The 24,779-nt window shown below is 45.5% G+C and carries 18 protein-coding genes and 1 pseudogene; 9 read left to right on the top strand and 10 right to left on the bottom strand.

Features of this window, described 5'->3' with window-relative positions; all coding sequences use genetic code 11:
- Positions 1 to 62: 62 nt before the first annotated feature.
- From W234_RS0113215 to W234_RS0113205, 3 genes are all read right to left on the bottom strand, one after another.
- Entirely contained in the window at positions 63 to 1,595 is a 1,533-nt protein-coding gene (locus tag W234_RS0113215; protein WP_025647325.1) for a sigma-54-dependent transcriptional regulator, read from the bottom strand.
- A gap of 105 nt (positions 1,596 to 1,700) precedes the next feature.
- Complete coding sequence (locus W234_RS0113210) at positions 1,701 to 3,416, bottom strand: sensor histidine kinase (RefSeq protein ID WP_025647323.1); 1,716 nt, start codon at positions 3,414 to 3,416, stop codon at positions 1,701 to 1,703.
- 104 nt (positions 3,417 to 3,520) lie between these two features.
- A complete protein-coding gene (locus tag W234_RS0113205) occupies positions 3,521 to 4,156 on the bottom strand; it encodes a response regulator (protein WP_025647321.1) in 636 nt (211 codons plus the stop codon).
- A gap of 724 nt (positions 4,157 to 4,880) precedes the next feature.
- On the opposite strand from W234_RS0113205, the gene W234_RS0113200 reads away from it, so the two are divergent.
- Both W234_RS0113200 and W234_RS0113195 read left to right on the top strand, forming a co-directional pair.
- Positions 4,881 to 5,987 (top strand): serine hydrolase, encoded by a 1,107-nt coding sequence (locus W234_RS0113200; protein ID WP_025647319.1) that lies wholly within the window; start codon positions 4,881 to 4,883, stop codon positions 5,985 to 5,987.
- A 160-nt stretch (positions 5,988 to 6,147) separates the two neighbouring features.
- Positions 6,148 to 6,828, top strand: coding sequence for a thiamine phosphate synthase (locus W234_RS0113195; RefSeq protein ID WP_037059944.1), 681 nt, complete (start codon positions 6,148 to 6,150; stop codon positions 6,826 to 6,828).
- Positions 6,829 to 7,235: 407 nt separating this feature from the next.
- Here the strand turns inward: W234_RS0113195 and W234_RS0113190 are convergent, their stop codons facing one another.
- On the bottom strand, positions 7,236 to 7,565 hold the full coding sequence (locus W234_RS0113190) for a TraR/DksA family transcriptional regulator (RefSeq protein WP_025647315.1): 330 nt from the start codon (positions 7,563 to 7,565) through the stop codon (positions 7,236 to 7,238).
- 656 nt (positions 7,566 to 8,221) lie between these two features.
- On the opposite strand from W234_RS0113190, the gene W234_RS0113185 reads away from it, so the two are divergent.
- From W234_RS0113185 to ruvB, 5 genes are all read left to right on the top strand, one after another.
- Positions 8,222 to 9,436, top strand: a complete 1,215-nt coding sequence (locus tag W234_RS0113185) for a phosphoglycerate kinase (RefSeq protein ID WP_025647313.1) — start codon at positions 8,222 to 8,224, stop codon at positions 9,434 to 9,436.
- A gap of 223 nt (positions 9,437 to 9,659) precedes the next feature.
- Positions 9,660 to 10,046 (top strand): hypothetical protein, encoded by a 387-nt coding sequence (locus tag W234_RS0113180; protein ID WP_025647312.1) that lies wholly within the window; start codon positions 9,660 to 9,662, stop codon positions 10,044 to 10,046.
- Positions 10,047 to 10,327: 281 nt separating this feature from the next.
- The gene (gene fba, locus W234_RS0113175; RefSeq protein ID WP_025647311.1) at positions 10,328 to 11,365 is read left to right on the top strand and encodes a class II fructose-bisphosphate aldolase; all 1,038 of its coding nucleotides are present in this window, start codon (positions 10,328 to 10,330) and stop codon (positions 11,363 to 11,365) included.
- Between the two features lie 65 nt (positions 11,366 to 11,430).
- A complete protein-coding gene (gene ruvA / locus W234_RS0113170; RefSeq protein ID WP_025647310.1) occupies positions 11,431 to 12,051 on the top strand; it encodes a Holliday junction branch migration protein RuvA in 621 nt (206 codons plus the stop codon).
- A 161-nt stretch (positions 12,052 to 12,212) separates the two neighbouring features.
- Entirely contained in the window at positions 12,213 to 13,196 is a 984-nt protein-coding gene (ruvB, locus tag W234_RS0113165; protein WP_025647309.1) for a Holliday junction branch migration DNA helicase RuvB, read from the top strand.
- Positions 13,197 to 13,310: 114 nt separating this feature from the next.
- On the opposite strand, the pseudogene W234_RS0113160 reads toward ruvB, so the two are convergent.
- The 5 genes and pseudogenes from W234_RS0113160 to W234_RS0113140 all read right to left on the bottom strand — a co-directional run.
- Positions 13,311 to 13,592: pseudogene (locus W234_RS0113160) on the bottom strand (FAD-binding oxidoreductase); the annotation flags it as partial.
- Between the two features lie 109 nt (positions 13,593 to 13,701).
- Positions 13,702 to 15,363 (bottom strand): ABC1 kinase family protein, encoded by a 1,662-nt coding sequence (locus W234_RS0113155; protein WP_025647307.1) that lies wholly within the window; start codon positions 15,361 to 15,363, stop codon positions 13,702 to 13,704.
- Positions 15,364 to 15,436: 73 nt separating this feature from the next.
- Positions 15,437 to 16,138, bottom strand: a complete 702-nt coding sequence (locus tag W234_RS0113150) for an SCP2 domain-containing protein (protein WP_025647298.1) — start codon at positions 16,136 to 16,138, stop codon at positions 15,437 to 15,439.
- Between the two features lie 48 nt (positions 16,139 to 16,186).
- The gene (gene ubiE, locus W234_RS0113145) at positions 16,187 to 17,302 is read right to left on the bottom strand and encodes a bifunctional demethylmenaquinone methyltransferase/2-methoxy-6-polyprenyl-1,4-benzoquinol methylase UbiE (protein WP_025647296.1); all 1,116 of its coding nucleotides are present in this window, start codon (positions 17,300 to 17,302) and stop codon (positions 16,187 to 16,189) included.
- 101 nt (positions 17,303 to 17,403) lie between these two features.
- Positions 17,404 to 18,117 (bottom strand): FFLEELY motif protein, encoded by a 714-nt coding sequence (locus tag W234_RS0113140; protein ID WP_025647294.1) that lies wholly within the window; start codon positions 18,115 to 18,117, stop codon positions 17,404 to 17,406.
- A 798-nt stretch (positions 18,118 to 18,915) separates the two neighbouring features.
- On the opposite strand from W234_RS0113140, the gene W234_RS0113135 reads away from it, so the two are divergent.
- Positions 18,916 to 20,559: an ATPase gene (locus W234_RS0113135; RefSeq protein ID WP_025647292.1), complete on the top strand. Its 1,644-nt coding sequence runs from the start codon at positions 18,916 to 18,918 to the stop codon at positions 20,557 to 20,559.
- A 562-nt stretch (positions 20,560 to 21,121) separates the two neighbouring features.
- Complete coding sequence (locus W234_RS0113130; protein WP_025647290.1) at positions 21,122 to 22,732, top strand: inorganic phosphate transporter; 1,611 nt, start codon at positions 21,122 to 21,124, stop codon at positions 22,730 to 22,732.
- Between the two features lie 108 nt (positions 22,733 to 22,840).
- Here W234_RS0113130 and W234_RS0113125 read toward each other — a convergent pair whose 3' ends face one another.
- Entirely contained in the window at positions 22,841 to 24,559 is a 1,719-nt protein-coding gene (locus W234_RS0113125; RefSeq protein ID WP_025647288.1) for an aminotransferase class I/II-fold pyridoxal phosphate-dependent enzyme, read from the bottom strand.
- Positions 24,560 to 24,779: the final 220 nt, after the last annotated feature.

The raw sequence follows: 24,779 nt of genomic DNA, 5'->3' as shown, positions 1-24,779 counted from the left end.
AGCGCTGATTATATAGCTGTATGTAGCTCTTAATGGCTAGACTATGCTGATAACTAGCGTAGTTATGAGTCTGTTTGCTCTTCAGCAATTCCAAGTTTTTTCATGCGATAGCGTAACGACCGAAAGGTGGTACCTAAGAGCTCAGCAGCTTGTGTTTTATTCCAACCAGTCTGCTGCAGCGCAGTGACAATCAGCTGTTTTTCTTGCTGCTGTAGATAAGCCTCTAAGCCTTTTTCGGGTAATTCAGCAGAGGTACTTTCTTGCATCGCTGCTGATACACTCGCTTTCGTGTCTTTTTGAGGATTATCCGTTGGTAAACTATCCTCTGCCGCAACTACGCTGTTGGATAAAGGCGTAGTTTGGCTAGTCGGATCAGTCGTAGATTGTGACTGATCACAATAGGATGGCTCAGACAATGACGCCTCAACCTCCGGTAATCCTAAGTGCTCGGCTGCGATGATATCACTCTCCGCTAACGTTATCGCTCGCTCTAACAAATTACGTAGCTCACGGACGTTACCGGCGAAATGATGCAACTTTAAACGCCCAATAGCATCATCACTGAGCTGTGGTGATCCTTCTAGTTGCCACTCCTCACGAATCAAAGCTAAGAAATGCTGAGCCAAAGCCGGAATATCATGCGCACGCTCGTTAAGCGCAGGTAGCTTTAGCTCAATGACATTGATACGGTAGTATAAGTCTTGTCTAAAGTGGTTAGCCGCTACCAGCTGCGCCAGATCTTTATGAGTGGCAGATAATAGGCGAATATCGACGGCGACCTCTTTGGTATCGCCAATCGCGCGCACGGTTTTTTCTTGAATGGCGCGCAGGAGCTTGACTTGCATAGCTAAAGATAAGTCTGCAATTTCGTCCAAAAACAACGTCCCGCCATTGGCTTGTTGAAACAGTCCTTGCTTGTCAGCCACTGCACCCGTAAAGCTGCCTTTTTTATGACCGAAAAACTCTGACTCCATTAGCTCAGAGGGGATAGCGCCGCAGTTGACAGGAACAAAATGCGCCTCACGTCGAGGACTTAAGTCATGAATGAGCCGAGCGGCGACTTCTTTACCTGTCCCTGAAGCCCCTGATAAAAATACCGGTGCTTGCGAGCGGGCAAGCTTTAAGATAGTCGATTTTAGCGTATGCATGACTTTGGTGTCGCCAATTAAGCGCTGGTCTAGCAATTGCTGTTCAGGCGTCTTCGCGTCTGCTGGTTGAACGCTATCATCTTGACGAATGACTTTTAGAGCGTTTTCGACCAACTGCCGCAAACGCGGTAGCTCCAAAGGCTTATTGACAAAATCAAATGCGCCTAATTTTAGCGCTTCGATAGCTAAGTCCATACTGCCATGTGCGGTTATGACAGCCACTGGCACAGTAGAGCTGCTGCTGATAAGTTTGACCAGATCAAGACCTGATCCATCCGGTAATTGCAGATCTGTGAGACAAAAATCGTATTCATTGTCTTGCCAGTAAGCTTTTGCCTGCGCTAAATCATAAGCGACATCGCTTTTGATGCCCATTTTAGTCAGGGTGATTTGCATTAAGCGGCACAAATCTACTTCGTCATCGACGACCAGTGCAGTTGCTGTCATAAATAACCTTTCAGTGTTCAACGAATAAAATGGGTATAAAGCAGTTAGTATAGATTAATGGGTTAAAAGGCAGCTAAAGTCGGCCACCAGTGAACTCTTATCTGTTTAGAGGTCCACACTCTCGGCTATAGCCTGCTCGGTCAAAATAGCTGGAATGATCAAGCGAAAGCAGGTTTTTTCGTGCTCTGGGACATAGACTAAACGCGCCTGATTAGCCTCACTAAACGCTTGTGATAAATATAAGCCTAAGCCTGTACCGGCTTTATCAGTGGTAAAAAACGGCTCAAATAAGTGCTCAATGTCAGCGCTTTTTACCCCTTTGCCATTATCTAAAATATCGATTATAACATCGTTACGCCGACTATAAATCTCTACTTCTACGTAAGCATGAGGATGAGATAAGCTACTATAGCGCAAACCATTGTTGATTAAATTAATCAATATCTGCTCTAATTGATGAGTATCAAAGACAATAAGAGGCTGCACTTTACCGGATAAAAACACATCATGACCACTAAAATGGTTAGCGATAAACTCTACCATCCAGCTCTCAAGCGTAATGCTGTGTTTATTGGGCGGCTGTCGTTTGGAGAGCTTTAGCACATCTTCAATAATTCTGTTAACGCGCTTGGTTTGCGAGAATATCATCTTGTATAGCTCAAAATTGCTATCATCGACGCTGTTAGCCGCTATCCTAACTGACGCGTCATCAGTACTGACAGGATCGGCATCAATCTCTTCCATAAGCAGCTGGCTAGCTTGTGATATGGCGGATAAGGGGTTACGAATCTCATGCGCAATACTAGCGGTTAGCTGTCCAAGCGAGGCAAGCTTGAGCTGCTGCGCGCTGGCTTGTTCACGGCGTAAGTCTTCTAAGATGATCAGGCGGCTATAGTCTTTTAGCGGGATAACTTGCACTCGTAAACGCGCTATGATTGAAGCTTCTATAGTCGTTGGCAGCTCGTAAGTAAACAGCCTTGATTGTCCTGCAGGTACCGCCAAACAAGTCTGCAATAACTGCGTGTGTAGATGCGCTAATTGCTTATGGAAGCCTGCAAGCTCGTTGTTTGTCTCATCGATGTCTAATAGCTGATATGTCGCGCGATTGGCCAGTACAACCTGCTGCTGATCTAGGACTATGACGCCATTGATCATTTGGCTGATAACTTCTTGGTTGATATCGTTGAGCCGGGCCACTTCTTTCGCTTGCTGCGCGGAGACTTTTTCGACGTGTAGCAAGCGCTGCGATATCGTCCAAGTTAAAAAACCAACAACCAAAAAGCTTGCCGACATAAGCAGCGCGTCGCCTAGATTTGCTAAGCTGATGCTACTAGAGAGCGCATAAAAAAACTGTTGATAAATAACAAATATAACAGCGAGCAAAGTGATGACTAGCGCCTGTGAGCCGGGAAGCAGCATAAAGCTTGCGGCAACGACCACCATATACAGCATCGTCAGTTGTAAATCTGGCGCGCCACTGCTATAAAGCAACAAGCTGAGCATAATGATATCGACCGCTAAACCAAAGCTTAGTTGGCGCTGTGGGCGCTTTTGTACGACATAAAATAAACCCAGTAGAATGATACTAAGTAGCGTGTAAAATATCAGCGCGGTCTGCTGTAATAAACTAGGCAAAAGCAGATTATCAGCATTAGCATTAGCATTAGCATTCGCATAAGCTAATATCAAAAAAAACACATTAATAACCACACGGTAACTGCTATACACCAGCCCCAATCGACGCAGCTGTGAGGAGGGTAGCGTATCGTTTTGCTGACGATAGTTGTTGATAACAGTCATCGTTTTGGCTAATAGGGTCATAAAGTATAAGCATCGAAGCAGTACAATAAAAATAGCATCATAGTAGATCACCTCAGCGGGAGTACAGAGTGAAACAAAGTTAAAGTGTAACCTTGCTTTAGTCATTAAGGCTGTATTAAACCATGACGAATGGCTAAGTGGGTCAACTTTACATCGCTATCGACGCCTACTTTTTCGTAGATACGGTAGCGGTAAGTATTGATGGTTTTGACACTCACAAAGAGCTGATCAGCGATTTCTTGTGGGCTTTGACAGTTGACTACCATCATCGCTACTTGCTTTTCTCTATCACTTAATAAGTCAAAAGGCGATCCGGCTTTATCAGAGAGTAATACTTCCGCTAACTGCTCGGCCACATCGTGACTGAAGTAACGCCCACCTTGATGTACCTTTTTGATTGCTCTTATCATCTCATCAAGAGGCGTTCCTTTAGTGATATAACCGTTGACGCCTGCTTTTAGCAGCATAGAAGGGTAGGGCTGAGTGACGACGCTGCTTACTGCTAAAATCTTGCTGCCTATGCCGAGCTGTACCAAACGTTTAGTCGCTTCTAGACCGCCGATATTCGGCATATTGACATCCAACAAGATGACATCAGGGGTCAGATCACGCGCCAGTTTGATAGCCATGTCGCCGCCATCAGCTTCCCCTACGACTTCGATATCAGCACTATCGGCCAACATCCGACTGATACCCATACGTACCAGATCGTGATCGTCTACTACTAATACTCTAATCATAGTTATACTCTTAATTATACGGTCCACAGCGTGTTTGATTGCTACTTTTACTAGGGCGTGTTGAACATTCGACCATGGCACTGACAGAGACTATTTTTTAGGCGATTTGCAGATAAAAATGGTAAGTTTAGTCGTTCTAAGCGTCTATTTTTATCAATAAAGCGGCAAAAAATAGTTCTGTCCCTGTTGTTGTAGTGCGGGCTGATGCTAAAATCGCCCTAGTCGTTGCGAAAATCTAGCCAATGCAATAAGCATTACCTGCAATTTTCCCTTAGACTAGAACTATTTTAGCGATCAGCAGTGCACATTTGTGAATGTTCAACACGCCCTATAAGCTATTATTTATGATTGAAAATAAAACTATTACTAATCAAAACCTTAGAGATAAAAACTCCAAAAATAACAAGCGAATAGAATTATATTACTGGAATGTTAATAAATATTGCTAGAAACTAAAGCAAATGTAGCAAAGTTTACTTAAGACTCAAAAAGGTTTACGTATGCAGCATAGTCGATTACTCTAAAATACAAACCATGATACACTAAAAGTACACAATACTATCTTAGTAATCATTTGCCAGTCGTTATTGGGCTATATCAACAGAGAGCTGATAGTAAGCTAATTGTTATTAAGCGACGCATAGCCATCATCGTTTCACGCTATTTATCTATCGGTCGTCTATTATAATCGGTGACTGACGCCATACCAACCGCAGGGGGAAGAATGAGACATTTATCATTAACCAAACAGCAGCTCGTTGCTGCTCTAATTTCAATGAGTTTGGGCGGTGTTGCGCAAGCAGCGCTTACAATTAATGGTAACCCTGAAGCTAGTGCGCGCGTTAGTTGGGGCGGTGCTGATAGTCTATCAGAAGCTCGTAATATCATGTACAGCAAATCGTCTACTGTCAGCCGTGCTAATAATGGTTCAAGCATTAAAAAAGTAGATAACGGTTACGGCACTACCAATATTACTAACGCTAGTAGCTATGGTAGCAGCAATAATAGATTCAACGCTAATAATAGATATAACACGACTTACAATGGCAGCTTTGGCAGCAGTGATATGATTCCGATCAGCACTGACTCTCGTAGTGTGACGGTAATTGATGCGGAGACTGGCGAATCTATTTATGAAAAAGATGCGGATAGAGCGCGTCCTATGGCTAGTATCACTAAAGTGATGACAGCGATGGTGGTACTAGATAGTGGTCTAGATATGCGTGAGGAACTTATCTTGGAACCTGAGGATTTTATTGGGCCTAAACGTGCCAGCTCACGCCTAAAATCAGGCGATCGATTGAATCGTGCTGAGATGCTATTGATGTCGTTAATGAAGTCTGAAAACCCTGCAGCAAAAAGCTTAGCGCGTAACTATCCTGGCGGCTATGATGCCTTTATGCGCGCGATGAATCGTAAAGCGCAAGAGCTCGGTATGACCTCTGCATTCTTTGGCGATCCGACAGGACTTGATAAGCGTAACGTTGCTTCCGCAAACGACTTAGTAAAAATGGTACGCGCTGCTGGTAACTATGATGTGATCCGCCGCTTCTCTACCACAAAGAGCTACGACTTTTATGTTGCCAACTATGCCCGTGGTAACCGTACTTACTCAGCTAACAATACTAGCAGTTTGGTTCGCTCAGGTAACTATCCTATCGGTATCTCGAAGACCGGGTTTATCAATGAAGCAGGTCGCTGCGTAGTTATGGAAACCCGCGTCAATAATCGTCCGGCTATCATTGTGATCTTAGGTGCTAATAGCTCAGCGACACGCTGGGGCGATGCTAAAAACATCTTAAATAGCTTAGCGAGCCGCCGTACGGTATAAGACTATTCTACGTTTGTAATTATGATTAGGCTGTTATTTAAGATAACAGCCTTTTTTATGACACTTATCTTTAGAGCTGAGATGTGACTTAAGCTTTAGCTTTTATGTCTTACATTTTGAACCCATAAATCATCTGAACTTAAATCGAGCCGCCCGCGATATGACTGAGCTATTGAAATCCTCAAGTTTGCTAGTGCCTAAGCTGTATCTATTGACCAATGATGACAAGTTACCAGTGCTGCTGGCGAAGCTTGAGATGGCTTTAGCGACAGGAGTCGTGCACTTACTTCAGATCCGCCGTAAGCAAGTTTTAGCTACAGATAATGGTGCCGCTAAGCTCTATCAAGAGGCGCTGCAAATCGTAGCGCTTGCCAAAAGATACAAGGTTGCGGTCGTTATTAATGACGATATGGCGCTCGCCGAGCAGCTAGGCGTGGGCGTGCATCTAGGTCAGAGCGACGGCAGTATCGAGGCGGCTAGGCAGCGCTTGGGATGTCAGCAAGTAATTGGACGGACTTGCCACGATGATGTCGATTTGGTCGTTAAGGCGAAAAGTGCAGGCGCAAGCTATGCTGCAATGGGCGCTATCTTTAGCTCAACCACTAAGCCTAATGCCCAGCCTATAGAGCGCTCGAAGCTTATAGCAGGATGCAAGCAAGATATAGATATCTGCGTGATAGGCGGTCTAACCGCTGAGAATATTACCGGGCTGCAAGGTTTGCCTATTCGTTATGTCGCAGTCGTCGGCGATATTATGGATTTGAGCGTTGATAAAATCGCGCATCGTTGCCAGCAGTGGCAGCAAGCGTTAAATACTTGGAGTACGGCCAGCTCAAAATAAAGAGCTAGGGCGTGTTGAACATTCGCAAATAGGCACTGCTGATCGCTAAAATTGTTCCAGACAAGGCACAAAGCGACGATAATGCAGATGCCTTAGCGAGATTTGTAACGCAGTATGGGGCAATTTTAGCATCAGCCCCAACGATAAAAGCAGGGGACAGGACTCTTTTTTGCCGCTTCATCGTTAAAAATAAGCGCTTAGAATGACTAAACTTATTATTTTTAACATCGAATCGCCTAAAAAATAGTCGCTGTCAGTGCCATGGTCGAATGTTCAACACGCCCTAATAAAGTCTTAGCATCAATGACTTAAACGTTTGCGACAAAATATTGCTATAAAAAAGGCATACTTATCACAGTATGCCTCAATGTTTATTAATAACAACCCGATTTTAAATTTTAGATAGCTTATTCTGCGTGGTCCATACATAAAGTGGCGTAAGGCACGGCTTTTAGACGCTCTTCTTGGATAGGCTCACCGCAGACTTCACACTCAGTATAAGTCCCGTTTTCGATACGGCTTAGCGCCTCATTAACATAAATAAGGTTCTGCCTAGCTTCTTCAGCCAGCAGCTGGCGCGTATCGTTTTGACGAATAGAGATCGCTTGATCTTCCCAGTCTTTATTGAGCTCGTCTTGCGGGTTTTGAATATGGTCTTCGATAGTATCGATGCGGGTTTGGTATTCTTCTTGTAGCTCTAATAGTGTCTTTTTGGCCGCATCTAAATCAATACTCATTGTACTCTCCTATTGGTTTTTGTTGTTTTGTACCGTAACAGCTTAAGGCGAATAAGCAAATAGTGCCACCACGAAATGTTACTGATATTTATTGAATAGGTTTATAAGGGCGTGTTGAACATTCAAATATTAGGACTGCTGATAGATAAAATCGCACCAAACTAGGCGTAAACCGACGATAATGTCGAGGCCTTAGCTAGGTTTACAACACCGTTTGGGGTGATTTTAGCATCAGCCCTTCGGGGCGGGGCTCTTTTTTGCCAATACATGGCGAAATTGTCTATCCTAGAATGACTAGGCTTCGAAAATTTCACTGCGTATTGCCTGAAAAATAGCCGCCGCCAGTGCCACATTTGAATGTTCAACACGCCCTAAAAGCGTTTATCGAAGGTTTGTTATCATGTGGCCTGTTTTGTTAAGTATAAATATAAGCGAGATAAAGTTGACGGTATATGAAATAGACCGCTAAAATGCGGCCAGCAAATAACGCTATACATAAGAGCCAGCATATGAGGGCTAGCGATTAAAAGCTAGCTGGTAACAAGTTAGCAGATGCGGCTTGTAAAATGAAATAGTGTCAAAGCAGTTGGACGTGCTCAACATGAGCTAATGAATAAATTAAGCATTCAATAAGAGACGATAAGGTAGAGAAGGTCATGAACTTTTTGCGTATGAGTGAGCTGGAATTGGCGGATAAGATGGTTTTAATTCGTGAAGATCTCAATGTCCCCATCAAAGACGGCAAAGTGATGAGCGATGCCCGTTTACAAGCAAGCTTGCCAACGATCAAAATGGCTTTAGACAAAGGCGCAGCTGTTATTATTTGCTCTCATTTAGGTCGTCCGACTGAAGGTAGTCCGGAAGATAAATACTCGCTTGCGCCAGTTGCCGACTATTTGACCCAAAAGCTGGGCACGCAGATTGATAAACCGGTCACTTTAAACCGTGATTATTTAGAGCAGAGTGTCGACATTCAGCCAGGAGAGGTGGTACTGCTTGAGAACGTTCGCTTCAATAAAGGCGAGAAGAGTAACGATGCTAGCTTATCGCAGCATTATGCTGACTTATGCGATGTCTTTGTGATGGATGCTTTTGGCACCGCTCATCGGGCGCAGGCATCTACAGAAGGGGTGACCCAAGCGATGCATCAGGCGGATAAAGTCGCTTGTGCAGGGCCACTACTAGCGGCTGAGCTCGATGCACTCAGCCGCGCGCTTGAGACGCCGGCTCAGCCTATGCTAGCGATTGTTGGCGGCTCAAAAGTTTCTACGAAGCTTGAGGTGCTGCATAGCCTAGCTGCCGTCTGCCGCCAAATTATCGTTGGCGGTGGTATTGCTAACACTTTTTTAGCAGCAAAAGGGCACAATGTTGGCGCTTCTTTATTTGAGGCAGACTTAGTCGATACCGCGCGTGATATTATGGCCAAAACTGACATTTTATTACCAGAGTATGTGGTTACCGCCAGCAAGAATGACATCGATTTTGCAGATTTTACCGGCTCACTGCAGCAAGCCAAGGCTGAGGTAAAAGCGGTTACCGATATAGCCGCTGACGATATGATCTTAGATGTCGCTGAGCCAAGCGCCAAAAAACTAGCCGACGCTATCAATAATGCGAAGACTATTCTTTGGAATGGCCCGGTTGGGGTCTTTGAAGTGGATGCTTTTGGTACAGGCACCCAAATTATCGCTAGAGCTGTGCAAGACAGCGACGGGTTTTCGATAGCTGGTGGCGGCGATACGCTAGCAGCTATTGATAAATATCAAGTCGCTGATGGCGTGAGCTATATGTCGACAGGCGGCGGCGCGTTCTTAGAATTTGTTGAAGGGAAGGTTTTACCTGCCGTAGCCGCCTTACAATTGAGCGCTTAAAATCGCTGATAGTAACACTAGAAGTACAAACTTCATAAATTAACTCAGGTAGGCTGTCAAATTATTCGCAAACGTTATCGTCATTTAATAGCGTTGAAGAATAATAGTATGGAGCAGTTATTATATTGTTAATATACTGAAAATTTTATTGCATGTCCTATTTGCTAACTATAAACTAGCGAAACCATGTAATTTGACATGCATTATTTACGAGAGGTTTATTATGTTAAAACGTCATTTGTTACTTGCCAGTATCCTTGCTGGTACTTTTGCAGTCACTGCATGTAGCCAACAAACTGAAGAGAACACCGAAGCTGCTGTTGAGTCTGCTGGTGATGACATCGCAGCTAACACAGAAGCTGCCGCTACTGAAGCTGAATTGGCTGCTCAAGACGCTGAAGTTGCTGCGCAAAACGCTGGTGATGAAATCGCTCAAGGCGCTGAAACAGCCGGAGCCGCTGCTACTGAAGCGCTAGCTAATACTGGCGATGCTATCGCTGATGGCACAAATGCTGCTGTCGAAGGTACAGCTGAAGCCGTAGCTGACGGTGCTGACGCTACAGAAGACGCTGCTAATGAAGTGGCCGTAGAAGCGGACCAACAGTACTAATACTCATTTAAGCCGCTGACACTATTTTGCACTAGCTTTAAGAGCACTGAGTTAAAGATAAATCTCTACTTTATTGAAGAAGCCTTGGTTATTACCAAGGCTTTTTTTTGCGTTTAGTCGTGCCAACTAACCTTGTCTATTATTAGGTTTTATGATTAAGGTGGCAAAAAGATAAATACAGACACAAGCACTACGAGAGAGGGGTATATTTTGCTATAATCGCCCCGCAACAATTATCAGTGTTACTTTCATGTCTTTAAAATTTAAATAGAGAGCGTTTTATGGCCTTAATATCCCTACGTCAGCTACTAGATCATGCCGCTGAGCATAGCTACGGCGTACCTGCTTTTAATGTCAACAACCTAGAGCAGATGCGAGCAATCATGATGGCAGCCGACGCTTGTGATTCACCAGTGATAGTGCAAGCAAGTGCAGGAGCACGTACTTATGCTGGATCCGCTTTTTTGCGTCATCTCATTCTAGCGGCTATTGAAGAATGGCCGCATATTCCGGTCGTTATGCACCAAGATCATGGTATGTCGCCGGCGATCTGTCAGCGTTCTATTCAGCAAGGGTTCTCCTCAGTGATGATGGATGGCTCTTTAGGTGAAGATGGCAAAACACCGATGGACTATGACTACAATGCTAGCGTCACTCGTGAAGTCGTCAAGTTCTCTCATGCCTGCGGCGTCTCAGTAGAAGGGGAGATCGGCTGTTTGGGTAGCCTTGAGACGGGCATGGCAGGCGAGGAAGATGGTTCTGGCGCGGAAGGCGTGTTAGGTCATGAGCAGTTATTAACCAGCAGCGACGAAGCCGAGCAGTTCGTCAAAGACACCCAAGTCGATGCACTAGCGATCGCAATCGGTACTAGCCATGGTGCCTATAAATTCACCCGTCCGCCGACTGGCGACATCTTATCTATCGAGCGGGTCAAAGAGATTCATGCGCGTATCCCCAATACGCATCTAGTGATGCACGGCTCGTCATCGGTACCGCAAGAATGGCTCAAAGTTATCAATGAGTATGGCGGCGATATCGGCGAGACTTACGGCGTACCCGTCGAGCAAATCGTTGAAGCGATTAAGCATGGTGTACGTAAGGTGAATATCGATACTGACTTGCGTCTGGCATCCACAGGGGCGATTCGTCAGCATTTGGCCCAAAACCCGAGCAACTTTGATCCGCGTAAATACTTCAAAGCGTCTATGCAAGCGATGTCCGACATCTGTACTAATCGCTTTGAAGCCTTTGGCTCAGCAGGTCAAGCGCATAAAATTCGTCCGATTAGCCTTGAGGGTATGGTTGAGTTTTATAAGTAAGTTTACTTGGTCAAAATAGCTTATTTAATGATATCTTATAACTCTATTAACGATAGGTGGCGCATATGATAGGACTGATTACTGGGCAAGTGCAGCATTTGATGGCATCAACCGCTTGTATTATGACCGCCTCTGGGGTGGGTTATGATATCGAGCTGCCGCTGTCGTCGTTCTGTCAGTTGCAGCTTGAACAGCAAGCGAGTATCTGGACGCACTTACATGTGCGTGAAGATGCGCAGCTACTGTTTGGCTTTATCGATCGTAAAGAGCGCGACGTGTTTCGGCAACTGATCAAAATCAACGGCGTCGGTGCTAAGATGGCTTTAGCGATGCTTTCAGCGATGTCAGCTGCGGAGCTCAAAATGCACGTTGAAGCGGATTCGGAAGTTGCGCTCACTCGCATACCAGGTATCGGCAAAAAAACCGCGCAGCGCTTGCTGATTGAGCTCAAAGATAAGCTGAAAAACATTGAGGTTGATGATAGTTCTTTAGTGCTTGATGTAGAGCCTGTTGTTGTCACCTCTGAAGGTAGTATTTTAGCGGAGGTGGAAGGGGCGCTAGTGAGCTTGGGCTATAAAGAAAAAGAAGCTCAGCAAGCCATCAAGGCAGCCAAAGCTGACGGCGCTACCTTTGATGACACCCAAAGTCTACTGAAAGCGACCTTGCAGCAGTTGTCGAGATTTTAGTTAACTTCGCTGATCACAACTTTTAATTCTTCATAAATAAGCGACACTAGATGTCGCTTATTTACCTTATATTGTCTCTGAATTAGGGTTTATGCATGACATAGACCAATACTTTGGTTATGCTATTTGCTAACTCAATATTTTTATAAAATGATACAACTATGACCCAAGAGCGATTAATTAATCCCTTAGAAGGCGCAGGTGATACGCCTGATGCCAATATTCGTCCGTCATTACTCGCTGAATATATCGGACAGCCGGTGGTGCGTGAGCAGATGGAGGTGTTCATTGGTGCGGCGCGGGCTCGTGATGAGGCGCTAGATCATACGCTGATATTTGGTCCACCCGGTCTAGGTAAAACCACGCTTGCCAATATCATTGCGCGTGAGATGGGCGGCAATCTGCGCTCAACCTCAGGGCCAGTGCTTGAGCGGGCAGGTGATTTGGCGGCGATGCTGACCAACTTAGAGGCAGGCGATGTGTTATTTATTGATGAGATTCATCGTTTAAGCCCAGTTATCGAAGAGATCCTTTATCCAGCGATGGAGGACTTTCAGCTCGATATTATGATTGGCGAGGGGCCCGCTGCCCGCTCCATTAAGCTTGATCTGCCGCCTTTTACTTTGGTTGCGGCGACGACGCGAGCGGGCCTACTGACCTCACCGCTACGTGATCGCTTCGGTATCGTGCAGCGCTTGGAGTTTTATAATATCGCTGATCTGACCACTATTGTTAGCCGCGCAGCGCGCTTGATGGGAGTTCCTATGAGCGAAGATGGGGCAGTGGAGATTGCACGCCGTGCTCGTGGTACGCCAAGGATTGCCAATCGCTTGCTGCGCCGAGTACGCGATTATGCTGAGGTTAGAGGCGATGGTAGTATCAATGGAGTAATAGCGGCAAGTGCGCTTGATATGCTAGCCGTTGATAGACGCGGGCTTGACCACTTAGATAGACGCTATATCGAGATTTTGTTAGAGCGTTTTGATGGTGGACCTGCAGGCGTGGAAGCCGTCGCGGCCGCCATGGCTGAGGATAGAGGTACGCTTGAGGATGTCATTGAGCCCTACCTTATTCAGCAAGGTTATGTACTGCGTACTGCGCGCGGCCGCATATTGACGCAGATGGCGATCGATCAGATGGAGTAGGTTTGTAAGTTTTATCGCTGTTTAAAACATGACGGCCATTTAGAATAAAAAAAGCGCTCACTTTTTTAGAGAGCGTTTTTTATTTTAAAAGAACTTACAAAAGCAGTTATCAGCTTATGAATCAGCTGTAGCTAGCGACTGTGGCCAAATCTTCCCCGGATTAAGAATGTTGTTTGGGTCAAGTGCAGACTTTATTGCTTGCATAACGGCGACGCTATTACCGTGTTCTTGTGCCATATGTTTTTGTTTGCCTTGACCGATACCGTGCTCGCCGGTACAAGTGCCTTCCATCTCGATGGTACGTACCGCTAGACGGCTAATAATAGCATCGGCCGTGGCGATCTCCTCAGGGTTCTCGGTATCGACTAATAGTAACACATGAAAATTACCATCGCCGAAAACAAATAGGCTTTAACGTCTTATAGCAGTAAAGATCATAGCAGTAACTATGACAGTGTCACTAACCTTGCTAGCGCTACTTTGACTCAGGATTTGAAGATTGTTATTAAGCTAAAATACGCCAAAGCACGGCTAAAACTGCCAAGATATAAAATAGCGGCGACAACCAGCCGATGACTTGGGTGGCAATGGCAATGCTAATCGCGAATCCTGCTAGCGCTAACCAGTCGCGGCGGCGGTCATTGAGCATATCCGCGCGTATTTGCTGCATCTCGCGCAGTTGGCTGTCTTGTCTTGAGCCTTGCGAGGCTAGGCTCTGTAAGCCCTGATCCAGCAGCTTTGGAATATCGGTACTCGATAACAAAATCTCAGGCAGCTGCTGACGTAGCTGCTGCAGATTACGCATAGGATCGAGCTGCTCTTTGATCCATCCGCTTAGAATTGGCTTAGCTAATGACCAGATATCAAGATCAGGATACAGATCGCGGCCTAGACCCTCGACATGCACTAAGGTTTTAAGCAGGAGCATCAGCTGCGGCGGGATACTCATGTGATGGCGGCGGGCAATGTCTAATATCTGCATGAGTACGCCAGCAAAATCTATCTCGTTGATCGATTTTTGCACCATAGGGCCGACCGTACGGCGCATGTCACGTACTAAGGCATGTTTATCGGTATTGGGCGGTATCCAGCCGGCGCGGCTCACAATATCAACTAAGGCGGTGAAGTTATTATTCATCACTGCAAGCAGCATTCGCGCCACTATTAGCTGATCTTCCTTTGATAAAGTACCCATAATGGCACAATCAAGACCGATGTAGCGCGGCGCATGACCTAAGTCGACAGGGGTTATCTCACTATTAAGAGTTTTAACAGGCGGGGTTTCGACAAAGACATTACCCGGATGCATATCGGCATGAAAGAAATTATCACGAAAGACTTGGGTAAAAAATATCGTTAAGCCTTTTTCTGCTAATGCCGCACGGTCATAACCAAGCTTATCAAAGACTTCTACTTGCGAGATCGGCACGCCTTGAATACGCTCCATGACCATGACGTTCTTTGAAGCGTCATAAACCTCAGGCACATACATTAGCGCGGAGCCTAAGAAGTTATTACGCATCTTAGTGGTATTATCAGCCTCTAGCGTCAAGTCGAGCTCATTGAGCATCACTTGCCGATAGTCCTCGACGATATCGATCAGATGCACCGCACGCGCCGCTTCTATGCGCGCAGAGGCCCAACTCGCAAGCTCGCGCAGCAGCTCAAAGTCAGCGACGATAGTCTTTTGAATATCGGGACGCACCACTTTCACGACGACTTCGCGGCCATCAGGCAAGGCAGCGGTATGTACCTGTGCAATGGAGGCGGCGGCTAAGGGTTTAGTATCGAAGCGGGTGAATAGGCTATCAATATTCTGACCTAAGCCATACTTGCTATCTTCGATTTGGGCGATAGCTGTAGCAACATCGAAAGGCTTTACTTTATCTTGTAATTGAATGAGCTGTTCGATGATCTCAGGCGGCACTAAATCACGGCGAGTCGAGAGCAGCTGACCTAATTTTAAGAACAGCGTACCCATATCCTCAAGTGCGTACTTGACGGCATTAGGCTGATGCTTTTTGCCCCAAGCGGCAGGGTGCAGCCGCAGTAAACGCGCTACGGGCTGCAGCTGCGGCGCTTCTTCTACAGGAAAATGGGTGTCGAGTCGATAACTGGCGGCAATACGCCAAAGCTCGAGTAGACGCGTGCGATGAGATAGTAGCATGAATAATAATTACTCTAGATAAGGGACAAGGTTAAAACAGTGGTAGCTGTGTTTGAGAAGATTTCGCAGTAAATTATTGATCTTGTCTTAAACGCGCTTGCTCCATTCTCAGCGCTGTCAGCTTAGCCTGCTCGCGCTCGACATCAGCACGCAGCTTGAGTAGCTGCTGCTTTAGATCGTTCACCTCAGCTTTATCAATTGGATCCGGCTCACTAGTACCTGCGATATCATTGGCCCAGTCAGTGACATCATCAAAGACGCGCTTACCACTGTGGCGTAGTCCCCATTTGAGCTGCGTGATTAATAGCTGTAGCTGACTTGCCATAGGTTTGCCAATCAATGGCTCTAGCTGACCGGCAATGTCAGGATCAAACCCAGCGACTAACTGCTTGAGCTGCATGAGCACTTTGTAGTCTCCCTCTATCGGCAAGTTACCTTTTGGCTCGCGCAGCAAGTTAAGCAGCTGCGCAGGATTATCTACGGTAATAATACAGTCAGGCTGACTGTGGCCTAGCCGCGCCATCTCCATATCTGCCTGCTCGCGCTCATCTAACGGATCGCCGCCGCGCGGCTCAAACACACTAGGAGTCGTTACTGGTTCAAAACGTAGGCGCTTATGATTGAATATAACGTCTAAATGCAGCTCTGGCATCGCCATGTTGAGGCGAAGCACTTTACCAGCAAGCGGCTCAAGACCGGCTTGGGTAATCTCATCACTCATCAAAGCGACATTAATTAGCTTCTCAGCGCCTGCCAAAAGTAAGACCGTTAGCATAATATTCTCACAGTAATCAGATTAGGGTTCAGCTTTAGACTTAAGCAGCTACGCTTTAAAACCGCGATGCACAGCAACGATACCAGCCGTTAAGTTATGATAATCGCAATTGACAAAACCCGCTTGCTGCATCATCTGCTTAAGCGTTTGCTGATTGGGATGCATACGGATTGACTCAGCCAAATACTGATAGCTCTCCGCATCATTAGCGACGATTTTACCCATCATCGGTAGCGCGGTGAACGAGTATAAATCGTAAGCTTTTGATAACGGCTCAAATATGGGTTTAGAGAATTCTAAAATCAGTAGACGTCCGCCGGGCTTGAGCACACGGTACATGGATCGTAGTGCAGCATCTTTGTCCGTGACATTACGTAGACCAAAGCTGATGGTTAATAAATCAAAGCTATCATCATCAAAAGGCGCTAGCGTCTCAGCATTGGCAAGGACAAAATCGACGTTATTGCAGCCGGCATTGATTAAGCGCTCACGGCCAACCTCGAGCATCGCGGCGTTGATATCTGACAGCACGACATGACCGTGACGACCGACTTCACGGCTGAACACCTTTGCTAAGTCGCCTGTACCACCTGCGATATCGAGCACCTTTTGGCCGGCGCGAACCCCTGATAAGCTAATCGCAAAGCGCTTCCACAAACGGTGAATACCAAAAGACATTAAGTCATTCATGATGTCGTATTTTTTGGCGACTGAGGTGAAGACGTCTGCCACGCGCGCTTGTTTTTCAGCCTTATTGACTGTCTTGTAGCCAAAATGCGTTTGCTCTAGACCATCGGTGTCTGGCGTATGCGGGTTATTGATATCGTCGCGCTGATTAAAGGCAGCTTTTTTGCTTGCACCGCTATTTAATGCAGACTGCACCTGAGACTGGGTTTGACTATCAGTAGCCGTATTCGGCATATCATAGTTAGACAGCGAGGTCTGTTGACCTTGCGGGGTTCCTACCGGTAAGTCTTGAACTTGGGTGAAATCATCGGCTTGCTGAGCGCCATCTTTACTGGTGTTTTGCTGTGCTTTAACTTGCTCGGTGATCTGCTGATTAGTGGCAATACTATCTTTCACTAATTGGTCTCGTTGTTTATCGCTCGGCAAACTCTGATTTTGAGCTAAACCATGGCCGGAAGAGGTTGTTTGATCGGTCATAAATATTTCCTATTACTGATATACACAGCGATGAATAAAGCGCTAAAGGACTGTCATTTAAATCAATTCATTTGAATAAATTTGTTTAAATCAATAATTATTTAGGCGGCCTCAAACACTTGTGCGGCGTTGTCGCTATCGCTGTTATGGACTTTGTCAATAATCTTGAGCTCGCGAGCACAAAAGGGATCGATAAAGCCTTTGACACTATCAAGAGGACGCATCGCAGCGAAGCCTGAATTGATAAAGTCGTATAAAGAGTTGAAGTTATAACGATAAGCGGTACGTTTTGTCATACCAAACGCTTTTCTTATCATAAATGAGTTGATGTACTTATCAGCGCGGTAACAAACTTCTTTGACGTTCTCGAGCTGAGCTTTACGAGCATCGCCTTCGTCAACAGCGCGGTAGGCTTTGAGCATAGTGTCTTCATTGACAGGTAGGCTATGCTCCATTAACCACTCAGCCAAATGCAAATCTAATTCAATCGCTAAAGTGGAAGCTGATATTGCCATGCTCCCGGTTTCTAGAGCAGTAGCAGGCGCAAAACGCTCGACTTTCTGAGCCTTTGGAACGATGCGCTGTAGCTGTTTGGCAAGCGCTTTGAATTCAGCACCGTCATAGAGCTGAGTCAAAAAATAATCCGCCATCAGCTTATTTTTGGGCTTATTAAATAGCTCACTATGAGTACGCTTGATACGTGCTCTTTGCCAAGCTTGTACTTCGGTCAGCTTTTGATTGAGTGCCTCATCATCGTGGTGAGGTAATTGCCAATAATGAGCTAAGTGTTGTTGTAAATCGGATAGAGCAGACATGAAGAAATCCTATAATAAATGTGTTAAAACCCGTGTCTAAGAGTATATGCGGTTTGTGACTTATACTAATAGCAAAAAAGCGTGGTGAGCGTAACCTTGTTTTGTAAACCAAAGCTTTTTATGAACCCCAAGACTTCGTAAATGAGTCTAGCGACTACTTTGGTATTTTGTTATGAGGCTATGATACATCAAAGACTAGCGCTTTTCCGTTGTTATGCGCTTTTTTTTCTTTCTTTACTAGGGCGTGTTGAACATTCACAAATGCGCACTGCTGATAGCTAAAATAGTTCTAGTCTAAGTGAAAATTGCAGGTAATGCAGATGCCTTAGCTAAATTTTTACAACGACTAGGGCGATTTTAGCATCAGCCCTCACTCTAACAACAGGGACAGGACTATTTTTTGCCGCTTTATTGGTAAAAATAGACGCTTAGAACGACTAAACTTAAAATTTCTATCTGCAAATCGCCTAAAAAATAGTCTCTGTCAGTGCCATGGTTGAATGTTCAACACGCCCTAATTATAAGTTTACGTTTACAAAAGCTTGAATAAAGCTTGCTGCGCTCAAAGAGAGACGATACCGCTACCAGACTTGCTATAAAGCTTGCTGTGCCGACATTACACAGTGGCGGATTATCAGTGGTTATAGATATGGGCTATGCCGTATCGTACTCAAGTTACCTTTAAATAAAAAACAATACAAATGGCAAACTGTTACACAGTGATATTATCTCGGTGGCAAGTGAATGCTATTATTCGTCTACTCCCTCCTAAAAATAATGACTAAGTGAGTCGCTATTATGTCTAACGATAAAGAGCATAAAACCGGTGCCAATAAAAAAAATGATGATACCCAGCAAGCCGTCAGCGCGCGCTTAGATCCAAAAGTGGTTAGTAGCCGGCTAACGCCCAATCCATTGAGTGAGTTTTCGATGGATAAAGACGAGCTAAGGCTTGCATTGGTCACTGCGCAATTCGCGCTTAGGGCGACCAGGCAACAAACACCGCCGCCGACCAATAACCCTACCGGCTTGCTGGTGCTCGTCAACGGTATGGAGCAAGCAGGTAAAGGCAGCTCAGTCAAGCAGCTGCGGCAGTGGGTCGATCCAAGGCTACTAAAAGTAGAGGCTACTATTGGCTACCCGCCCTTAGCTTATCAGCCTATCTGGCAGGCCCATACTAAAGCGATGCCGCGTCACGGCGATGTGATGGTTTATTTTGGGAATTGGTACGCCGATTTGATACATAACGTCATGCGCATGATTCAAGAGGCATCAGCAGACCGCGCAAGCGGGCAACAAGAATTGCCAACAGCAGATTGGCACCTTTATTTAACAGAGCAATTGGCTGAGCTTCAGACCTTTGAGCAAGATTTGCGCACCAATCATACCAAAGTATTAAAGTGCTGGTTTCATATTGATGCTGAGACGCTAAAGGAGCGTCTTAATGATGATAACGCAGATCCTCAGTATCTATATCAGATAGACTGGTGCGATGAGCAGGTGCTCGAGCAGTTTAACTTAATAGCCGCAACGATATTGCGTGAGCAAGGCGACTGGGTCATCATTGATGGTAATGACAAGTCGCAAGCACAGATAAGTTTTTGTCATGAAGTGCTTCATGCTATACAAGCGGCATTAGCGAGTAGTGAGGTGCCTGTCGAAGAAAACTCAGATAACGTCTCAGCGTCTAATATTGCCGCTTCTACTTTTGTAGCGGCAGAGGTACCAAAAGCGCTCACTGATATCAAAGACCATGACCTAGATAAGTCAGATTACAAAGAGGAGCTTGCGGAGAAGCAAGCTGAGTTTGCAAAGCTCATACGAGCTCGCGGAGGTCGTCATGTGGTATTTGCTTTTGAAGGTATGGACGCGGCGGGTAAGGGCGGCTCAATAAAAAGGATGGTAGCACCACTCGATCCGCGTGAGTATCAGATTTATAATATCGGCGCACCGATGCTCTACGAGCTGCAGCATCCTTATCTCTGGCGATTCTGGACGCGGTTGCCTAATGAGCAGACCGATCGCATAAGCCGTATTGCTATCTTTGATCGCACTTGGTACGGAAGAGTGTTGGTCGAACGTGTTGAAGCACTTGCTGAGCCTGCCGATTGGCAACGCGCTTATGGGGAAATCAATCGCTTCGAGGCGGATCTGCAAGCAGCAGGCACGCTTGTGATTAAGTACTGGTTAGCTATCGATAAAGACGAGCAGCTCAAGCGCTTTGAGGCAAGACGAGAGACTCCGCATAAAAAATTTAAACTCACTGATGATGATTGGCGCAATCGTGAGAAGTGGTCAGATTATGTACAAGCGGCAGCTGATATGCTCGCGCATACGGATACTGAGCACGCGCCTTGGTGTATTGTTGCGACCAATGATAAGCGCCGCGCGCGTCTTGATGTACTCGATCATGCTATTGCACAACTAAAAGCCTATAAATAAGTGGCAAAATAAAAGACAAAATCAGCGGTAAAACAAAAAGATAGGCACTGATGAACCTGTCGTTACAATTTTGGCAATTTCAATGTGCATAAATGCTAAATTTTTAATATAATGGGCGCACAAATAAGGGCTGATGATTCTTTAATTTCTAGGATCAGTCCTAAATACAGTATCTCAGTGTTTTAGTGCGTCGATGTTTACAGCTTTTATATTTATTATTTGGTATTTCATTGTCGCATTTTAATGATTTGTTCTAATTCTAATGGTTCCATTCTAATAAACTTGTCAGCGGATATTTATGATGTAGATAACCGCTAGTGACCTAAGCCGCGAGCTGCCTTAATCAATTGATTCGGACTGTTACTTGCGGCTTAATTGTATGTCTATAGCCTGTGGCAGGCAAGTTTAGAAGGATTGCTATACATTCAATAGAGTAGCTCTATCCAGATTCAAGCACGATGAAGTTAAGCCGCAACCACGTAACTGAGCATGATATCAGCGTGTATTGTGACATCATTATTACTAGCAAGTCTCTTTAATCTTACTCAAGGCGTCTCATTTTATGGGTATTAGCAGCAACTCTGCAGCATCAACTAAGCCGGTTGGTTCTATGAGAATCAATTTATTTTTTGCTATTGTACTGATTGTGATGACCAGCTACTTCTTATGGTGGGGTCTCGACTACACGATGCGTCAGCAAACGACGTTGTTTATCGTTGCTACTGCCTTTGGTGTCTTTATGGCATTCAATATCGGTGGTAACGACGTCGCCAACTCTTTTGGCACCTCAGTAGGCGCAGGTACCTTGACCATTCCGCAAGCTTTGGGGGTGGCCGCGATATTTGAGGTGTCAGGGGCGGTGCTAGCAGGGGGCAGCGTCACCAATACTATTCGTAAAGGCATTGTTGATTTAGATGGCTTGTCGGTGAGTCCTAATCAGTTCATCTATGTCATGCTTTCCGCCTTAATTGCTGCCGCGTTTTGGTTATTATTCGCTACCAAAAAAGGTCTACCGGTTTCCACCACGCACTCTATCATCGGCGGGGTGGTTGGTAGCTCTATCGTGTTGGGCTTTGATTTGGGTGGCAGCGCGACGGCACTCTCGACAGTCGATTGGGGCACGGTTGGCACCATTGCCATTTCATGGGTGTTATCGCCTCTATTGGGCGGTATCTTGGCCTATATATTGTACGGTCAAATTAAGAAAAACATCATCGAGTATAATGATAGAACCGAGGCTCATATTGGTGAATTAAAAGCCAGTAAAAAAGTCTTAAAACAAAACCATAAAGAGTATCTGGAGCGTCTGACCGAGTCGGAGCAGCTGGCTTATACCTCAGCGATGCTGCGCGACCAAGAAATCTACAAAGATGATGATTGTGTCGTCGAAGATTTAGAAACGGACTATTACAAAAAGCTGTATGAGATCGAAAATGAGCGTAGCAGTCTAGATACGCTAAAAGCACTCAAGCAATGGGTGCCGATGATTGCCGCGCTTGGCGGCGCGATTATGACGTCTTTGGTGGTGTTTAAAGGTCTTAAAAACGTCAATAATAGCCTGACGACGCTACAAGGTTTTTTAATCATGGGCATGATTGCTGCCTTGGTCTGGTTGGCCACCTTTATCTATACCAAAAGTATCCGCGGTAAGCATAAAGAGGATTTGACCAAAGCGACCTTTATTATGTTTAGCTGGATGCAAGTATTTACGGCGTCCGCTTTTGCCTTTAGTCATGGTTCAAACGACATTGCCAACGCCGTCGGCCCGTTTGCGGCTATTATGGATGTCATTCGTACCAATGAGATTGCCTCACAAGCGGCAGTGCCACCAGCGGTGATGTTGACGTTTGGGGTGGCGCTGATCGTCGGTCTTTGGTTTATTGGTAAAGAAGTCATTCAAACCGTCGGTACCAATTTGGCAAAAATGCATCCCGCTTCTGGCTTTTCGGCAGAGTTGGCCGCCGCTGCCGTCGTGATGGGCGCCTCGACCATGGGTCTGCCAGTATCGAGTACGCATACGTTGGTCGGTGCGGTATTGGGGATTGGTATCGTCAATAGAAACACCAATTGGGCGCTTATGAAGCCTATTGGACTGGCGTGGGTTATCACTCTACCCGTCGCCGCCACGCTGTCGGCTATTAGCTTCTTAGTACTGAATCAGATTTTTAGTTAGTAAAATACCAACTATAAAAAACCAAAAAAGCTTATCGGTTATCATCGATAAGCTTTTTTACTATTACAAAGTGTGGCTGGGGTTTAATGTAGTGCTCTTGTCACTCACTTAAACCTCAAGAGCTTGATTGCCAGCCGCTTGATTATCTGTCTTGTCTGGATCAAACTGCTGGTCTGTACCGAACTGCTGGCGTTTTTTGGCAAAGAAGCGATCTAGGCGATCCATAGCGTTCTCTAAATCATGTAGATTAGGTAAGAATACTAAGCGAAAATGATCAGGCGTATCCCAATTAAAACCAGTACCTTGTACCATCAGCACCTTTTCATCAATCAACAGATCCATCATAAACTCCATATCGTCTTTGATAGGATAGATCTCAGGGTCCATCTTAGGAAAGCAATAAAACGCCCCTTGCGGCATAGTACAAGAGATACCAGGTATCGCATTGAGACGCGATATAGCCATTTCGCGCTGCTTAAATAAACGGCCCTTCTCTGAGGTCAGCTCTTTCATGCTTTGATAGCCGCCCATCGCTGTTTGAATGGCATACTGTCCTTGTACGTTTGAGCACAGACGCATAGAGGCGAGCATATCTAAGCCTTCGATAAAGTCAGTAGCATGCTGTTTTTTACCAGACACCATCATCCAGCCGGCGCGAAAACCTGCGATACGGTGCGATTTTGACAAGCCATTATAAGATAGGACTAACACCTCATCAGTAAGCGTGCTCATAGGCTTATGCTCCACATCATCGTATAAGACTCGATCATAAATCTCATCCGCCATAATAATTAAATTATGCTCTTTAGCCACTTCGATTATCTGTTTCAAGTTCTCATCAGAGTATAGCGCCCCCGTTGGGTTATTCGGGTTGATAACGACGATGCCTTTGGTTTTGCTGGTGATTTTGGACTTAATATCTTCGATATCAGGCTGCCAGTTGTCATCTTCATTACAGCGATAGTGTACTGCAGTACCGCCTGAGAGGTTAGTTGCTGCTGTCCATAGCGGATAGTCAGGCATTGGGATGAGGACCTCGTCGCCATCATTCATCAGCGCCTGCATCGTCATCACAATCAGCTCTGAGACCCCATTGCCTAGATAGACATCACGTACATCGACTGCCGATAGCAAACCTTTTGACTGATAATACTGCAACACTGCTTTACGCGCCGAAAATATCCCCTGTGAGTCTGAGTACCCTGTCGCTTCTGGTAGATTCATCGCCACATCACGCAGGATCTCATGCGGCGCTTCTAAGCCAAAGGGGGCAGGGTTACCGACGTTGAGTTTGAGAATGCGTTGACCTTCGGCTTCCATTTTATTAGCCGTTTTTAATAAAGGGCCACGAATGTCATAGCAAACGTTTTGTAGTTTTTCAGATTTTTTGAGCTCGGTCATAGTAGTACCATCCTTGACTTGATATACAGTAGTATCAGCCATGTTGTTAAGATAAGTGCTTGAGGATTTAGGGTTTTGGTTGGTGTCTGCTGAGGAAGTAGGTAGAGGTGTAGCCGCTGATTTACTCGAACTTTGGCGGATAGTATTATTGTTGTTGCTAGAAGTCTCACGGACACTATCGCCACGAAGCAGATACCCTTCTGTGCAGCCTAAGATATGGGCAAGCGTAGGCAGCTTGGATGAGACAATACCGTTAATACCGCGCTCCCAGTTAGAGATAGCGCCGCGACTGACTTTAGCGCCCGCATTGGTCATCGCCTGTGCTAATTGCTCGGCGGTCAGACCTTTGTCACGGCGAAGTTGTACCAGTCTCTCAGCTTGTGCTAAGCGCTGGTCTTGAGCGGAGTCAGCTTGGATTTTACTCATAATGGTTTTGACCTCAGCTTGTTAACACTTTATAAAATACCTTAATGCAAGATATTATTGCATTAAAAATAATAATGCAAGTCGCCTATACTAAGTTTATGCAAGTTATTCTTGCAATTTATGATTTGATTCTACTCCCTTACGTAAGCTTAAAGAGCTGTGCTTTATAAAATTAATTAATATCAAATACTTAAGATTCGTTGTAAGTATCAATCAAAGC

Origin of the sequence: Psychrobacter sp. TB15, assembly GCF_000511655.1 — a bacterium.
Taxonomy (GTDB): domain Bacteria; phylum Pseudomonadota; class Gammaproteobacteria; order Pseudomonadales; family Moraxellaceae; genus Psychrobacter; species Psychrobacter submarinus.
This window is presented reverse-complemented; position numbering and strand designations above follow the sequence as displayed.

Coding starts and splice junctions, on each gene's coding strand:
- W234_RS0113215 (WP_025647325.1), bottom strand. CDS start 1,595: ATGACAGCAACTGCACTGGTCGTCGATGACGAAGTAGATTTGTGCCGC.
- W234_RS0113210 (WP_025647323.1), bottom strand. CDS start 3,416: ATGACCCTATTAGCCAAAACGATGACTGTTATCAACAACTATCGTCAG.
- W234_RS0113205 (WP_025647321.1), bottom strand. CDS start 4,156: ATGATTAGAGTATTAGTAGTAGACGATCACGATCTGGTACGTATGGGT.
- W234_RS0113200 (WP_025647319.1), top strand. CDS start 4,881: ATGAGACATTTATCATTAACCAAACAGCAGCTCGTTGCTGCTCTAATT.
- W234_RS0113195 (WP_037059944.1), top strand. CDS start 6,148: ATGACTGAGCTATTGAAATCCTCAAGTTTGCTAGTGCCTAAGCTGTAT.
- W234_RS0113190 (WP_025647315.1), bottom strand. CDS start 7,565: ATGAGTATTGATTTAGATGCGGCCAAAAAGACACTATTAGAGCTACAA.
- W234_RS0113185 (WP_025647313.1), top strand. CDS start 8,222: ATGAACTTTTTGCGTATGAGTGAGCTGGAATTGGCGGATAAGATGGTT.
- W234_RS0113180 (WP_025647312.1), top strand. CDS start 9,660: ATGTTAAAACGTCATTTGTTACTTGCCAGTATCCTTGCTGGTACTTTT.
- fba (WP_025647311.1), top strand. CDS start 10,328: ATGGCCTTAATATCCCTACGTCAGCTACTAGATCATGCCGCTGAGCAT.
- ruvA (WP_025647310.1), top strand. CDS start 11,431: ATGATAGGACTGATTACTGGGCAAGTGCAGCATTTGATGGCATCAACC.
- ruvB (WP_025647309.1), top strand. CDS start 12,213: ATGACCCAAGAGCGATTAATTAATCCCTTAGAAGGCGCAGGTGATACG.
- W234_RS0113155 (WP_025647307.1), bottom strand. CDS start 15,363: ATGCTACTATCTCATCGCACGCGTCTACTCGAGCTTTGGCGTATTGCC.
- W234_RS0113150 (WP_025647298.1), bottom strand. CDS start 16,138: ATGCTAACGGTCTTACTTTTGGCAGGCGCTGAGAAGCTAATTAATGTC.
- ubiE (WP_025647296.1), bottom strand. CDS start 17,302: ATGACCGATCAAACAACCTCTTCCGGCCATGGTTTAGCTCAAAATCAG.
- W234_RS0113140 (WP_025647294.1), bottom strand. CDS start 18,117: ATGTCTGCTCTATCCGATTTACAACAACACTTAGCTCATTATTGGCAA.
- W234_RS0113135 (WP_025647292.1), top strand. CDS start 18,916: ATGTCTAACGATAAAGAGCATAAAACCGGTGCCAATAAAAAAAATGAT.
- W234_RS0113130 (WP_025647290.1), top strand. CDS start 21,122: ATGGGTATTAGCAGCAACTCTGCAGCATCAACTAAGCCGGTTGGTTCT.
- W234_RS0113125 (WP_025647288.1), bottom strand. CDS start 24,559: ATGAGTAAAATCCAAGCTGACTCCGCTCAAGACCAGCGCTTAGCACAA.